The organism is Paenibacillus sp. NPDC056722 (assembly GCF_042790635.1).
Lineage (GTDB): Bacteria > Bacillota > Bacilli > Paenibacillales > Paenibacillaceae > Paenibacillus_AQ > Paenibacillus_AQ agri.
Genome location: NZ_JBHTYV010000002.1, coordinates 889,148 through 904,168, shown reverse-complemented (window position 1 = coordinate 904,168; position 15,021 = coordinate 889,148). Strand labels below are relative to the sequence as shown.

10 protein-coding genes and 1 CRISPR repeat array are annotated in these 15,021 nt (G+C 46.5%); of the genes, 9 read left to right on the top strand and 1 reads right to left on the bottom strand.

Going from position 1 to position 15,021, the window contains the following annotated elements:
• Positions 1 to 671 precede the first annotated feature (671 nt).
• The 7 genes from ACFRAM_RS08405 (at position 672) to ACFRAM_RS08375 (ending at position 8,793) form a co-directional block, all read left to right on the top strand.
• Entirely contained in the window at positions 672 to 1,685 is a 1,014-nt protein-coding gene (locus ACFRAM_RS08405) for a TIR domain-containing protein (RefSeq protein ID WP_379465494.1), read from the top strand.
• Entirely contained in the window at positions 1,682 to 1,906 is a 225-nt protein-coding gene (locus tag ACFRAM_RS08400) for a hypothetical protein (protein ID WP_175370085.1), read from the top strand. Before ACFRAM_RS08405 ends, ACFRAM_RS08400 begins: the two co-directional genes overlap by 4 nt.
• A 159-nt stretch (positions 1,907 to 2,065) precedes the next feature.
• Complete coding sequence (locus ACFRAM_RS08395; protein ID WP_379465493.1) at positions 2,066 to 3,652, top strand: response regulator; 1,587 nt, start codon at positions 2,066 to 2,068, stop codon at positions 3,650 to 3,652.
• Positions 3,649 to 5,445, top strand: coding sequence for a cache domain-containing sensor histidine kinase (locus tag ACFRAM_RS08390; protein ID WP_379465492.1), 1,797 nt, complete (start codon positions 3,649 to 3,651; stop codon positions 5,443 to 5,445). Before ACFRAM_RS08395 ends, ACFRAM_RS08390 begins: the two co-directional genes overlap by 4 nt.
• 233 nt (positions 5,446 to 5,678) lie before the next feature.
• A complete protein-coding gene (locus ACFRAM_RS08385; protein ID WP_379465491.1) occupies positions 5,679 to 6,965 on the top strand; it encodes an ABC transporter substrate-binding protein in 1,287 nt (428 codons plus the stop codon).
• Between the two features lie 113 nt (positions 6,966 to 7,078).
• Complete coding sequence (locus tag ACFRAM_RS08380; protein ID WP_379465490.1) at positions 7,079 to 7,972, top strand: carbohydrate ABC transporter permease; 894 nt, start codon at positions 7,079 to 7,081, stop codon at positions 7,970 to 7,972.
• The gene (locus tag ACFRAM_RS08375) at positions 7,969 to 8,793 is read left to right on the top strand and encodes a carbohydrate ABC transporter permease (protein WP_379465489.1); all 825 of its coding nucleotides are present in this window, start codon (positions 7,969 to 7,971) and stop codon (positions 8,791 to 8,793) included. Before ACFRAM_RS08380 ends, ACFRAM_RS08375 begins: the two co-directional genes overlap by 4 nt.
• 368 nt (positions 8,794 to 9,161) lie before the next feature.
• Positions 9,162 to 10,578: direct repeats of the CRISPR family, unit length 32 nt; unit sequence GTCGCTCCCTACGCGGGAGCGTGGATTGAAAT.
• Between the two features lie 398 nt (positions 10,579 to 10,976).
• On the opposite strand, the gene ACFRAM_RS08370 is transcribed toward ACFRAM_RS08375, so the two are convergent.
• Positions 10,977 to 11,552 carry a CGNR zinc finger domain-containing protein gene (locus tag ACFRAM_RS08370; protein WP_379465488.1) on the bottom strand — a complete coding sequence of 192 codons (576 nt, stop codon included), beginning with the start codon at positions 11,550 to 11,552 and terminating at the stop codon, positions 10,977 to 10,979.
• A gap of 159 nt (positions 11,553 to 11,711) precedes the next feature.
• Between ACFRAM_RS08370 and ACFRAM_RS08365 the strand changes: the two genes are divergently transcribed.
• Together ACFRAM_RS08365 and ACFRAM_RS08360 are read left to right on the top strand one after the other, a co-directional pair.
• Positions 11,712 to 12,203: a DinB family protein gene (locus ACFRAM_RS08365; protein ID WP_379465487.1), complete on the top strand. Its 492-nt coding sequence runs from the start codon at positions 11,712 to 11,714 to the stop codon at positions 12,201 to 12,203.
• A gap of 551 nt (positions 12,204 to 12,754) precedes the next feature.
• A complete protein-coding gene (locus tag ACFRAM_RS08360) occupies positions 12,755 to 14,956 on the top strand; it encodes a discoidin domain-containing protein (protein ID WP_379465486.1) in 2,202 nt (733 codons plus the stop codon).
• Positions 14,957 to 15,021: the final 65 nt, after the last annotated feature.

Genomic DNA, 15,021 nt, shown 5'->3' with positions numbered 1-15,021 from the left:
AAGTGCAGGTGTGGATGTAAGAGTAAGTGTGGAAGTAAGAGTAAGTGTGGAAGTAAGAGTAAGTGTGAATGTAAGTGTAGGCGTAGATGTAAGCGTAAGTTGTAGTTGTATGTTCAGTTTTAGGTGTGAGCATAGTAACTGTCCGGTTGAATAACTGGAAAAATGGGCGTTAATTAGGCGGAATTGCGGCTTCTCTCTAAAATAACTGGAAAAACTCCTGTTAATTTCACTGATTAGCTTCAATTTCGTATGAATGGAGGAATTAACGGGAGGATTTCCCGTTATTCTGGAGATGAGGCCTAAAAAGCCAGGATTAACGGTATATTTTCCTGTTAAATAATTCTTTAGTCTTAGCATCCAGTGATACTGGGATACCCCCCATATAGGGTTCTTCGAATGGCCTAATGAAGCAGTTTTATGAAGCAATTAAAGAATAGATAAATATCCATGCTTAAATCTTTAAATCTATATGTATTACATTTATCACCATTTATATTGATAACGCTTAAAATTTATATTGGATATGGAATCTTTCTTTATTAAAAGTATATATATGTAAATATAAGCGTGATATAATTCTAGTTATTTGTCATATTAAGATAAATTCCAAGTACCTAAAGGCCAGCAATCTTTTGTTATCTTCAAAAAATAACAAAGAGAGGGTCATTGTCGTGAACAAACCCAAAGTATTTATAGGATCATCGCTTGAGGCGAAGCATTACGTGGATGCGATTAACGAAAATTTAAGCTATGTGGCTACGGTGACGCCGTGGACCGCTGGCGTTTTTAATGAAAACCGTTACACGATGGAAGATCTGGACGAGCAGCTCACGCAGAGCAGCTTTGCTGTCTTTGTGCTGGCCCCAGATGATATTGTCACGCTACGCGGGAAAGTGTATCTCGCACCACGGGACAACACTATTTTCGAACTGGGAATGTTCTGGGGCAAATTAAAGCGTGAACGGGTCTTTTTCATATTGCCGCGCTCGGTGCCGCAAGAAGTAGCTGGACAAGGGATCGATGGATTCCGTTTGCCTTCCGATCTGCTGGGACTTACATTGCTGTATTACGAACTGCGTGATGATAATAATTATACGGCTGCTGTAAGTGTGGCTTGTGCGAAGATTACCCGGCAAATCGAGGAGAAGCAGCATTTTGCCGATCCCTATGTTAAGATTCAGAACCTGGAGCGCGAAATTCGGATGAAGGATATGCTGCTGATGTTCTTCATCAATTATGTCCGGCCCTCGAACCTCTCGGCTGGTGGAGAATATGATAAATTATATGAGGCTGTCAGAACCAGCTATGACATCTCGTCACTGGAACAGTTCCGGATCCGGGGAGCGGCCATTTGGCGTGCTGAAGGTAATGACGGGATCAGGCAGGTGGCCGGCAATGTCGGCAAAGACCGCTTCTATGCATTCGAGGACAACGACGGCCGTAATGGTAAGGACCGGATTCTGGTGCTGGATGCTTTTTTGCAGGGGACGGTTCAATTTTTTCTGTACCGGGTGCATGTTGCCGCTGAATATATTGTGTGTTATCCTCTAGGTAAGGAATTGGTAATTACGATCCATTTGATTGGCCCTCTGGAACTGACAGCGAAGCACTTCGAGCAGATCTCCGAGGATAACAAGGAATTTATGAACGTACTCAACTATTTGTTCGGAGGGGATTTGAAATGAGCAAACCGCGCGGTAATGAGGGCAGCCTTGAGAAAGCGGGGCAAGCCTATAAAGTCTCATCCATCTCCCGTAAGAATCGGGACAGGCTAAGAACAATAGCCCTGAGTAATGAGTCGGGCAGAGTCGTCAAGGGACCTTCCGTTAGTAGCGATAGCGACGTGAACTATATTTTGGTGTACCAAATGGATGCCAATTATGAGAAGCCGTTTTTTGCACGATAACATATGAAGCAGGCCGAAAGCAGGAGGATCTTGGGGTACCGGGATCAGCTTGCTTTTTTTGTTGTGGGATGGAGTTAGTTGTCTTTTAAAAGGTTATAAGATAATTTAGTATAGTATTCGTCATTAGTGAGCATGGGTTTTCAATAAGGGGTGAACAGCATGAGTGAGCTATACAGAGTGTTGGTTGTTGATGATGAACTGTTGGTTAGACAAGGCGTCAAACATATACTGAATTGGGAACAGCATGGCTTCTGTATCGTGGGCGAGGCTTCCAATGGCAAAGAAGCTTTGGAAATGATTGCGGAGCTATCTCCACATATCGTGCTTACCGATGTCGTCATGCCGGTGATGGACGGCGAAGAGTTGACTCGTCTGATAAAGCATAGCTGGCCGGATATTGAAGTGATCGTGCTTAGCAGCTTCAGTGAATTTGATTATGTCCGTTCCACCTTCCAAAGTGGTGTGTCTGATTATATTCTCAAGCCACACTTGGAGACGAAGATGCTGCTGAGTGTGCTTGAAAAAACGGTAGAAAGACTTCCGGTCGGTCTACAAAGGAAACCACAAGCCGACTACACGATCACATTGAACCAGGTACTGGAGAAGCTCATTGATCGTTATGAGGTGGAAATAGACCAGACCATGTTGGCAGAATGGTTCCCTTATCAGAAGTACTACATAATGGGCACTGCGGTGGATGAGGGAGAGCAACTGTTGGAATCTTTGCAAGCGCTTATTTCCGAGATGACCCTCTATCCATTGCCAGTGAATTCTATCCCAAGACACCCGGAACTGAGGACTTATGTTGTGAATATCGGACAAAATGCTGAGGCAGAGAACATTCTTTTGTCCAAGCTGAAGCTATTGTACCCTTCTTCGGTTACAGATAGTGGAGACTTCGTTTGGGCGCTTAGCGGACCTTTTCATTCACTGGATCAACTGGGAGGCACCTTTCATCGCAGCTTCTTGCCATTGCTATCCTATCGCTTTTTCCTGCCAGTGCCGATGGTACTTGCACCCTCTGAGCTGCCGCACTTTGAAAAGGTTATCAGAGCCTCAGCATCCTTAAATGACACCGCGCTGCACGCCTTAATGGAGCATATTCGTAGATTACAGCTGGAGGAAGGCTTCGGGGTGCTCTACCAATTCATTGCACAGCAATCTGAGTCGTATAATACGGATGTATTTGAATTCAAATCCTTAATTGGTAATCTGATCTTCAATGTCATTCAATTGCTTGGCACGATGAACATGAGCTCAGACGCGCTGAATGAGGCTAAATATAGCTATTTCAAAGCCATAGAAGAAGCCGGGCATGTAACAGATATCATCACGCTGCTGGAGCAGTTCCGGACACAAATCGATCGCAGCATTCATGAAGCTACGTCTTCTTTCCATGATGGCAATCCCAATATGAAGCTGCTGCTTGATTACATTGACAAAAATTATACAGAGCCGATCACTTTAACAGAGATGGCTAAGCAATTTCATTTCAATCCTTCGTATTTATCCAGTTTCTTTGCTGCCCATCATCACGAGGGCTTCAAGGAGCATTTGAATCGGGTTCGCATCGATAAGGCTGCTGATTTATTACGGGGCAGTGACCACTCGATCTCCGAGATCGGCAGCATGGTGGGCTATGCGGATCATAGTTATTTCTGCAAAGTCTTTAAGAAGAATACAGGCATTTCTCCGAGCCAATACAGACGACAATATTATACACGAGTGGAGAAGGAGCAGGGATGAAGGAGCGACTTGAACGATTACGATTTCAGGGACTGTTTATTAAAATATTTCTGGTCATGGTGGGATGTATCATTGCAATTGCGGTATCCGTGGTATGGACCAATCTGCGTATGACGCAGCAGCTATTTCTGAAAACCTTCAGCATTACGAACTCTAAAGTGCTGGATCAGATTCATAATAACTTCGAGTCCTTTCACTACTCGGTTGTACTCGCAGCCAATCAAGCCCAGCAGAGTGTGACGCTAAAGAGCTATCTGACAGAGAAAGAATCGGACGAGTTGTACCGTGTGATGAATTCCTATTACAACATGACCCAGCAAATGAACCGAATTCAATCCGGGATCACTAGCTATTCGGTGGGTCTGTCGGTCATCGGTAAGAATGGCCGGGATTATACGGGCGTAGTGAATTATGATAAGCCGACGGCGCGGGAGCTGAACAGCAGTGCTATAACGACCAATGCGGCAGCACAGCCTGGCAGAATGATGTATCAATATTATCAGGATGAGCAGGGAAAACATGCCATTGTCGCTACAAAAGTGCTGCGGGAGCGTACGACAGAACAGCAATACGGCATGTTGTATATCGCTATTGATGAGAGCAGCTTCAAGCCGTTCTATAATAATTTCTCCAGTGAAGGCAACGACTTCATTGTGCTTGATACCAACGGAACGGTGGTAACAAGCAACCTGTCTGACCTTGAGGGACAGAAGAATGATGAATTGCTGCATCAGGCCAAGTTGGTTCAGGAGCAAGGACAACAAGCCAAGAAGATCCATATCATGGATCGTGATAAGCTGATGCTCGTGCAATATTTGCCTTCGTATGACTTTTATCTGGTGAATATGATTGACCAGCAAAAGGTGCTCGGACAGATGGTAAACACACGCAGTGTGGTACTTATCTGTCTCTTTATTGTGCTTATAGCTCTGGTTGTTGTCTTCCTGATCTCGCGGAAAATGACCCGGTCGATTACGCTGCTGGCCCGTCAGATGTCTAAAGTGACGCGCCGCAATTTTCATAACTATGTCAAGGTCTCCGGGGGTTATGAGATTCGGGAGCTGGGGCGGGCATACAACTATATGCTGGATGAGATCAATGATTATGTGGACAGGCTGGTGGAGACGCAAAAAGGCCAGCGAAAGGCGGAACTCGCGGCTCTTCAGCAGCAGATTAATCCCCATTTTCTATACAACACATTGGCTTCGGTCAAATTCCTTGTGCAGCAGGGTAGTAAGGATAAGGCTGAACAGACCATTCATGCGTTAATTTCACTTTTGCAAAATACGATCAGTAATGTGTACGAGACGGTGTCCGTAGAGCAGGAGCTTGTGAATCTGAGAAGTTATGTGTTCATCAATCATATCCGTTACGGGGAACGGATTCGGGTTCATTTCTTTGTTGCGCCGGATTGCGTGCAGTATCAGGTTCCCAAGCTGATTATTCAGCCATTCATCGAAAATGCATTTTTCCATGCTTTTAACCGCAAAACAGAAGGCGTTATCCATGTCTTGATTGCCAGAGAGGGGCAAAGGCTCGTCTGCGAGGTGATTGATAACGGAGATGGCATGGAACTGACGAGTGGGGAGGAGGGTATGCCCATGAACTCAGCTCCGAACAAGGTGCCTAAGCATTCCAGTAAGCTGTTCTCAGGTATCGGGGTTGCCAATGTGAATGATCGGATCCGGCTGCTGTATGGTGAAGAGTTCCAAGTGAACATTACAAGCACGGTTGGTGAAGGGACCAGAGTGAAGATAACGCTTCCTTTAATCGAAAAGACGGAAAATGAGTGATGTAAGCGGTACAAAATCTAATGAAATTACTATAATCCAAAAATAATACATGCCGGTATTAAGTGTAATGTGCATTCGGGCAACAAAAGAACAAATCTATATAAAGGATGTTCTAACGTTGTATTGTTGCCCGGTGATATCATTAATTCATGCCTAGTAAGCGTTTTCAGTAATTTTCATGAAATCGCTTTAAAGCGAATCTTACACAATAAACAGTCAAAGGGGCGGAACAAATGAAAAAAGCACTACTCTTGGTATTAGCCTGTATGGTATTGCTGGTGGGTTGCTCTTCCGGTGGATCTAATAAAGAAGCTGCATCCGGGGATGGTCAGAAAGAACTTACAATCTGGGCATGGGACCCTGCCTTTAACATCGCAGCATTGAACATTGCCAAAGAGACTTACAATAAGAAACATCCTGATGTCAAAATTAACATTGTTGAATACGCCCAAGGCGACATTATTCAGAAAATGAATACAGGACTTAACTCCGGCACTACGAAAGGTCTTCCCAACATCGTATTGATCGAAGACTATCGTTCCAAAGGTTTCCTGCAATCGTATCCAGAGTCCTTCTATGATTTGAGCAACAAGATCAAACCAACCGATTACGCAGACTACAAAGTCGGACCGACCAGCGTGGACGGTAAGCAATACGGTGTTCCTTTTGACTCCGGTGTAACCGGCCTGTATGTCCGTAAAGATATTATCGAGCAAGCTGGATTCACGATTGACGATCTGAAAGACATCGATTGGAACAGATACATTGAAATCGGTAAAGTGGTCAAAGAAAAAACAGGCAAAGACATGATTACCTTCTCTCCAAGTGATCTGGGCTTCGTGCGTGTCATGATTCAATCCGGACATTCCTGGTATATGAAAGAGGATGGCAAAACGCCTGATTTGGCCGATAACAGTACATTGAAAGAAGCCTTCTCTCTGTACAAAGAAATGCTGGATTCCAAGATCGTGAAGATCAATGCCGACTGGAGTCAATTCATCTCCTTCATCAACAATGACGATGTGGTCACTGTACCTTCGGGGAACTGGTTGACTCCATCCGTGAAAGCTGAAGTTTCTCAATCTGGTAAATGGGCCGTACTTCCTTTGCCAAAATTGCCTAACACACCGAATGCAACACATGCCTCCAACCTGGGCGGAAGCTCGTGGTATGTCATGAATGTTCCTGGTGCTGAATTAGCGGAAGATTTCCTGGCAGAAACGTTTGGTTCTGATGTAGGAATGTACGAAGAACTGCTCAACAAAATCGGGGCTATTGGTACGTTGAAAGCGGCAGCTGAAAGTGAAGCTTACAAGAAAACCGATGAGTTCTTTGGCGGTCAGCAAATTGTAAAAGACTTCTCCGAATGGACAGCGCAAATTCCTAACGTGAACTACGGTGTGTCTACCTATGCCATCGAAGATATTCTGGTAGTTGAAATGAACAACTATCTTAATGGCAAGAACCTGGATCAAGTCATGAAAGATGCTCAGGCTCAGGCAGAGACGCAAATCAAGTAAATCACGTAAGTAATTGAGCATATGAGCATTATGTAACCCTTGGGCGCTGCGGCATCGTGAGATCCAAAGCGTCCGGCGGGTTATTTTGCAGCCAGAGAGGAGACCTTGCTACGATGAATGCTAAGAAACGTGGGCTAAGCATGACCGCTAAGTATAATTTGACAGGATGGGGCTTTGTCCTGATTTCTGTAGTTATGATTGGCTCATTCTATTTTTATCCAATGATTCAGGCGCTTTTCTTGTCATTTAAAACAGGAACAGGCACCAACCTCACTTATACAGGGTTATCTAACTATACGCGCTTGTTCTCGGATACGACCTTCAGAACAGCGCTATTTAACACCTTTATCTATCTAATTGTTCAGGTGCCATTAATGATTCTGTTGGCAATGTTCATCTCCGTGCTGTTGAATGACTCCAAGCTTAAATTCCGCGGGTTCTTCCGTACGGCGATCTTCTTGCCTGCTGTAACTTCTCTCGTCGCTTACTCTGTTGTGTTCAAATATTTGTTTGGATCCGATGGCCTGATTAATGCGATGCTGTTGAAGCTGTCGATTATTTCTGCTCCCGTGGAGTGGATTACTGACCCGTTCTGGGCCAAAATTACGATTATTATCGCCATTACATGGCGCTGGACCGGATATAACATGATTTTCTATTTGTCTGCCCTGCAAAATATCGATGGCTCCATTTATGAAGCTGCACGTATTGACGGTGCTTCTGCCTTTAAACAATTCACCCAAATTACAGTGCCGCTTCTCAAACCGGTGATCCTGTTCACTTCTGTTACATCCACGATTGGTACACTGCAAATTTTCGATGAGATCGTGAATATTACTAAAGGCGGACCGGGGAACTCCACAATGTCCATCTCGAACTATATCTATAACCTGTCGTTTAAATACACGGCTGACTTTGGATATGCGGCGACAGTATCCTATGTGATCGTCATTCTTATTGTTCTGCTGTCGTTCCTTCAATTTAAAGTGGCAGGTGATAAGAAATGAGAAATCCAAAACGTATATTCACCTATGTGTTCCTGAGCATTGCTACCTTCATTTCGGTATTTCCGTTCCTGTGGATGATAATCAGTGCAACGAATAAATCCGTAGATGTGACCAAAGGCAGACTTCTGCCGGGCAACTATCTATTCGAGAACTTAACGAAGCTGATCGAAACGACCGATCTATGGACAGCGCTCTGGAACTCGGCTAGAATCTCTGTCCTGACTACAGTCCTGTCGATTATCATCGCCTCACTTGCAGGTTACGGCTTCGAGATGTTCCGTAGTAAAGCGAAGGATGTTGTATTTAACATCTTGCTGCTGTCGATGATGATTCCATTTGCCGCCCTGATGATTCCACTGTATCAGATGTTCGCGGGCATCTCTAATACCATCCCCGGGATTGGTATCGATACTGTGGCGTCTGTGATGCTCCCGACCATTACGACGGCATTCCTGATCTTCTTCTTCCGCCAGAACTCCAAGATGTTCCCTAAGGACATGCTGGAGGCCGGACGTATTGATGGTCTGACGGAGCTGGGTATCTTCTTCAAAATCTTCATGCCTACCATGAAAACAACCTATGCAGCAGCAGGTATTATCACCTTCATGTCGAGCTGGAACAGCTACCTGTGGCCGTTGATTGTCTTGCAATCACCGAACCAAAAGACCATTCCGCTGCTGATCTCCACTCTGGGATCAGGCTATGCGCCGGACTACGGCCTGATCATGGTGGCAATCGTCATCGCCACCTTGCCAACAGCCATCGTATTCTTCGTGATGCAGAAGCATTTCGTAGCGGGCATGACGGGATCGGTGAAATAAATAGCTTGCGAGTTAGGAGCAAGTGATGTGATGAAGGCAGCCCCCCACGAGAGTGGGGGGCTGTTTTTGCGTTGGGCGTTGTTCTGGGGAAGCGCAATTTTACTTTTTAGGTAGGAAGAGGAAAACTATAGATGGAAAAAGAAATAGTATTAAGGAAATAATTCCTGTTATCCAGTGGGGAAAATCTGAGTGCGAATGTATAGCTCCCATGAAAAGCCCGGGTCCTTCGCACCAATATTTTTACAATATTTGTATAATGACTTACTGAGATGCTGGTATGAGAGTGTTTATTGAAGTGATTAGGTGCGATTTAGGTGCGTAAAGATGTGTAAAAAGTTTTTTTATCCTTTTTATGGTTAAAAATCGCTGTCGCTCCCTACGCGGGAGCGTGGATTGAAATTAGTGAGGATGCAGAGCAATTGAAAGGTGTATTGAGTCGCTCCCTACGCGGGAGCGTGGATTGAAATCCATCCAGGGCGGGCGCAAGGCGATGCTAATCGTCGCTCCCTACGCGGGAGCGTGGATTGAAATTTATCGGATCACATGCATAGCTCCGGTCTCCGTTGTCGCTCCCTACGCGGGAGCGTGGATTGAAATCGATGAAGCAACCATCCCCTGAAGGTTTTGAACGTCGCTCCCTACGCGGGAGCGTGGATTGAAATTCGCAATGCTTTCCGAGTTGCTTCCAATAATGCGTCGCTCCCTACGCGGGAGCGTGGATTGAAATAGCAAAGACGCTCCTGACCATGTAGAGGAAATCGTCGCTCCCTACGCGGGAGCGTGGATTGAAATTTCCAGAAGTATTATAGGCTGGAACAGTGGCACGTCGCTCCCTACGCGGGAGCGTGGATTGAAATAGGAATGTTTTTTGTTAACAAAACAACGGCAGCCGTCGCTCCCTACGCGGGAGCGTGGATTGAAATTCATTAAATATTGGCTTTGCTGGTGAAGGACATGGTCGCTCCCTACGCGGGAGTGTGGATTGAAATATTGCGCTTTTTGGATTTGCAACTGTGCTATTTAGTCGCTCCCTACGCGGGAGCGTGGATTGAAATTCGTTTTAAGTGCTCTGGTAATCGCTTTCTAGGCGTCGCTCCCTACGCGGGAGCGTGGATTGAAATCAAAAAAAATCGCATCAATTTGGCCCCATAAAACGGTCGCTCCCTACGCGGGAGCGTGGATTGAAATAGACGATGACCTGACAACCCTCTGGCAGCGGCGTCGCTCCCTACGCGGGAGCGTGGATTGAAATTCATATCTCATTCAATCTCCTTCGGCTTAGATTGTCGCTCCCTACGCGGGAGCGTGGATTGAAATCATAGCGTTATCTCGAAAAGCTACGGCATAACCTCGTCGCTCCCTACGCGGGAGCGTGGATTGAAATACACACAGAGTACGGTGTAAAGAATTGGCCTTTGTCGCTCCCTACGCGGGAGCGTGGATTGAAACAATGTCCGTAAGCGTAGCAACATCCTCGCCGATCGTCGCTCCCTACGCGGGAGCGTGGATTGAAATTGAATTTGTCGAGAACCTATGTAGTGACAAGAGGTCGTCGCTCCCTACGCGGGAGCGTGGATTGAAATAATCCGGCTCACTTCACGGGCCAATTGCTTTCGTGGTCGCTCCCTACGCGGGAGCGTGGATTGAAATGTTCAACAAGGTCTGGCACCGGGCCAAAAGTGTTTCGTCGCTCCCTACGCGGGAGCGTGGATTGAAATATACTGAAAATAAGTACAAAATGAATCCGGATTATGTCGCTCCCTACGCGGGAGCGTGAATCAAAATTCTATGAGACCACTAGAAAAATAAAGGAAGAAACGCCTGTTAAATATCCTCAAAAGTGCTGATTCTCAGAAATAACTGAAAAAAAACCCGTTATTTCTGAGAATTTTGCCTTTGAACAGCCTGCAACAGAATTTTAACAGGAGAAAATCCCTTTATTTTTGCGAATGATAATAAATCCGTACAAATAACTGGAGAAAATCCCGTTAATTTCTGAAGATAGTTACTTTACTCCAACAGACCGCTTATAAATTCAAAAGTAGGCTATGTTGTGACGGTTGCCCGGCTAAGCAAATAGTCCTTTGATACTAGTAACAGCCCTAGTTAGTCGACGCTGTTCTAGCTTTCTCCAACCTTGCACTTTCTCTTAAGCATTATCCTACTACACCCTACTTAGAATCCTACTCAGAACCCTGCCCCTCCATCTCCGCCTTCTTCCGCGCACGAAAGCGGCGCACTTTCATAAGGTTGCCGCAGGCTTTGTCGTCGCAGTATCGTTTGGAGCGGTTGCGGGTATCATCATAGTAGACCCAGAGGCAGTCATCGTTCTCGCAGATACGGAAGCGGGAGGTTTCTTTTTCGAATAACGCCGTGGCAAAAGAAGCTGCAATCTCCGCCATCACCTGATCCCAGTGGTTGTAACGTGGCAATAAGTTCATCTCATAACGTTGATGTTCTGCACTCCAAGCAACTTCTCTGGTTACAGGCCCGGGCGCCATGTAGTAGTTCAACTGCTCCAGTAGCGCTGGGTCTCGTGGTTGTTCTTGCACAATATTTTGCACAGCGGCCCAGAGGTGGGAGCGAAGCTGCTTTAATTGTTCCGTCTCGGCTTGGTCTGGCAGAGTATCGGTCTCTAGACGATGTTGCTGCACCCATGCTGAGACCCATTCCGAATCCTCCAGCATGTCCCGATCCTTGCTGCGGTCTCCGGTCCGCCAATCCCGCCAGTAGCTATTGATGAGATCCTCCCATAACACGATTCATTCCTCTTTTCCGTTCATAGCATTGTTCATATTGTAACAATTAAAAATCGCTTTTACTAGTTACTTGAATAGAATATAGGAATATGCTAAAGTTTTTCAGTAACTTTTATTTTATGATTTAAGTCGTTACATATTACGATTTGGAGGTAGAACATGCAGAATAAAATCAGTGATGTTTTGCTGCAAAATTGGGATTATGCCATGGATGTGGAAGACTGGTCTCCGCCGCTCAGCGATGCGCTGGATGGGGTCAACAGCACGCAAGCGAGCTGGAAACCGCAAGGTGCAGCGGGGAATTCGATCTGGGAGACGGTCAACCATTTGACGTATTATAAGGATCGCTTGCTGCGCAAGCTGAAAGGGCTGCCGAAACAGCCTGAGCTGGAGAGCAACGATGATACCTTCACGGTTACGGAGTCGGGGGAAGAGGCTTGGCAGAAGGCTGTGGAGCAGTTGAAAAGCGTACATGCCCAGCTACGCGAAGTGATTGAAGCGCTGGAAGAGGGTGCTTATGATTGGGGCGGCTCGGGGCATGCTCCCGGCGAAGAGGTGATGAGCCTCATTCTGCATGATGCGTATCATACCGGGCAGATTGTGTTGCTTCGTAAGCTTCAGGGTTCTTGGCCCGCACAGCGCAGTTTTTAATCATTGTAGAATTAGAAAGCAATTTTGTATTTGGAATAAGCCTTCTAAATTATACAGGTGAAATTACAACGAACCACAAAAGGCGTACGAACTGACCTCAGTTTGGTACGTCTTTTTCTTTTGGAGGAATATGGCTTCGCGGAGATTTCGAGTAGTTCAGTAGTAGCTCCTCTTTGTATGATAGAACATAGGGTACACCTTTTTTACACCATTCTAAAAAATACCACGCTTTATCTCAACTTTGCTACAGTACAATCGAGCAAGAAATATAATACATTAAAATCACAACTTTGGTATAACTTCCCTTATATCGAATCAAATTTGTTCGGGTACAGACCCATCACGAAGGAAAGGAGTCGCTAGAGAAAAGAGAAAACGCTTACAAAAAACGGAATACAGCCAAACAAAACGTAATCAAATTCATTCAACATTGTCCATCATACAAAGAGGAACACAACGCAAGTAGGAGAGGATAGGCTTGTACATTCACCCAAGATGAGTGAGAGCGTTCAAGGGGAGATCCATGCTGTCCAATCAAGGGAGGGACAATAATGTTAAAACGAATGATATCCGCGATTTCCATGGTGGCTATTGTCGCAGGTCTATGTACAGTTAATCCCGGCGTTACAGCGGCGGCACCGATCAGTGAGGCGAATAATACGATCTTTGGTCCGAATGTCTACGTGTTTGACCCAACCATGTCGACCTCCGATATTCAAGGCATTACTTCCTCCGTATTCAGCCGTCAGGAAAGTAATCAATTTGGCAGCGAAAGAGACGCTTTTCTTTTCAAACCAGGTTCATATAATGTTAATTTCCAAGTAGGTTTCTATACGCATGTGGCGGGGCTCGGGCAGAATCCCGGTGATGTGAGCATCAATGGGGGACTTAATGTGGATGCGGCTTGGCATAACGGCAATGCGACGCTGAATTTTTGGCGTACGATTGAGAATTTGACAATTGCTCCTTCGAGCGGTGAGACGAAGATTGCTGTCTCCCAGGCTGCACCGCTTAGACGGCTGCACGTGAAGGGACAGCTCAGTCTGTTTGATTTTGATAGTAGCTGGAATGCCGGTTGGGCAAGTGGCGGGTTCCTCGCAGATTCAGTAGTGGATAGCCAGGTTGTTCCCGCATCGCAGCAGCAGTGGTTCTCCCGGAATAGTCAGTGGTCCAACTGGACTAACGGTGTATGGAACATGGTTTTTGTCGGGACTAACAATCCGCCTGTTGGTGAATTCCCGGAACCGCCTTATACAGTTGTGGAGAAGACACCGGTCATCCGCGAGAAGCCTTATCTCTATATTAACGGGGCCGGACAGTACCAGGTTTTCGTGCCTGCTCTACAGACCAATACCCAGGGAGCTAGCTGGCTGAACGGTTCTACACCGGGTCAATCCATCTCCATTGATCAATTCTACATCGCACGTCCCGAGACTTCGACAGCAGCTAGCATTAATGAGGCTTTGACTCAAGGTAAGCATCTGATCTTTACCCCTGGGATCTATCACTTGAACGACACGATTCATATTGCCAATGCGAACACGGTGGTTCTGGGTATTGGTATTCCTACGCTGGTACCGGATACGGGAAAAGCAGCGATTTCGGTTGCTGATGTAGACGGTGTGAAAATCGCAGGGCTCACCATTGATGCTGGTCCGGTGAATTCGCCGATGCTCATGGAGATTGGGCCTGGGGGCAGCACGGCGAACCATGCCGCCAACCCGACCTCGCTGCATGACATCACCATCCGTACGGGTGGGGCAACGGTCGGCAGCAACGATGTCAGCATGAAGATTAATAGCAACCATGTCATTGGCGACCACTTCTGGATCTGGCGTGCAGACCACGGGGCGGGTGCTGATTGGAACACGAATGTTTCGAAGAATGGACTCATTGTGAACGGTAATGATGTCACACTGTATGGCTTGTTTAACGAGCATCACAATGAATATCAGACACTGTGGAATGGCAATAATGGCCGTACTTATTTCTATCAATCCGAGATTCCTTATGATGTTCCTAGCCAATCCGAGTGGATGAGCTCTGGCGGCGCAATCAACGGATTCGCTTCGTACAAGGTAGCAGACTCGGTGACCAATCACGAAGCTTGGGGTCTTGGGGTGTATTCTTTCTTCAGGGATGCGGCAGTGAAGCTGAACAGCAGCATTGAAGTTCCTGATGTACAGGGTGTAAAAATCCACCACGCCACTTCCATTTGGCTGGCTGGTGTACCTGGAAGTGAAATTACCCATGTGGTGAATAACACTGGGGGTACAGTCTATGCCAACTCCCCAGCAGAAGCGATGCGGCAGACCGTATCGGAATTCTCAGGCAGCGGCAGTGGCGGAGAAACCGGCGCGGCGCTGGACCGGACCGGCTGGACGGCGAGCTCTGAACCTTCCAGCGGAGACATTGCTGCCAACCTGCTGGATGACAGCATGGCTACACGCTGGAGTGCCGGTACGGCGATGGTACCAGGCCAGTTCCTGACCGTGGACATGAAGTCGCCTAGGATCTTCAGTAAGTTAGTCATGGATTCTACAGGCAGTAACGACGACTATGCCCGCGGCTATGAAGTGTACGTGTCGGCTGACGGCGCAAGCTGGGGCAGTTCCGTTGCCAGCGGTACCGGTAGCGGTCCGGTGATTACCGTGAACTTCGCGGCGGCCCAGACGGCACGCTACATTAAGGTGGTACAGACGGGTACGGCTTCGAACTGGTGGTCGATCAGGGAGTTGAATCTCTATCATTAATACATTTGATATCACTCGTCAGCTAATACAGCAAGGTTAATCTGTCTGCATGCAAAAAAGCGGCC

What these genes read in the sequence shown, in the direction of transcription:
- ACFRAM_RS08400 (WP_175370085.1), top strand. Translation starts at nt 1,682, where the DNA reads ATGAGCAAACCGCGCGGTAATGAGGGCAGCCTTGAGAAAGCGGGGCAA.
- ACFRAM_RS08395 (WP_379465493.1), top strand. Translation starts at nt 2,066, where the DNA reads ATGAGTGAGCTATACAGAGTGTTGGTTGTTGATGATGAACTGTTGGTT.
- ACFRAM_RS08390 (WP_379465492.1), top strand. Translation starts at nt 3,649, where the DNA reads ATGAAGGAGCGACTTGAACGATTACGATTTCAGGGACTGTTTATTAAA.
- ACFRAM_RS08385 (WP_379465491.1), top strand. Translation starts at nt 5,679, where the DNA reads ATGAAAAAAGCACTACTCTTGGTATTAGCCTGTATGGTATTGCTGGTG.
- ACFRAM_RS08380 (WP_379465490.1), top strand. Translation starts at nt 7,079, where the DNA reads ATGAATGCTAAGAAACGTGGGCTAAGCATGACCGCTAAGTATAATTTG.
- ACFRAM_RS08375 (WP_379465489.1), top strand. Translation starts at nt 7,969, where the DNA reads ATGAGAAATCCAAAACGTATATTCACCTATGTGTTCCTGAGCATTGCT.
- ACFRAM_RS08365 (WP_379465487.1), top strand. Translation starts at nt 11,712, where the DNA reads ATGCAGAATAAAATCAGTGATGTTTTGCTGCAAAATTGGGATTATGCC.
- ACFRAM_RS08360 (WP_379465486.1), top strand. Translation starts at nt 12,755, where the DNA reads ATGTTAAAACGAATGATATCCGCGATTTCCATGGTGGCTATTGTCGCA.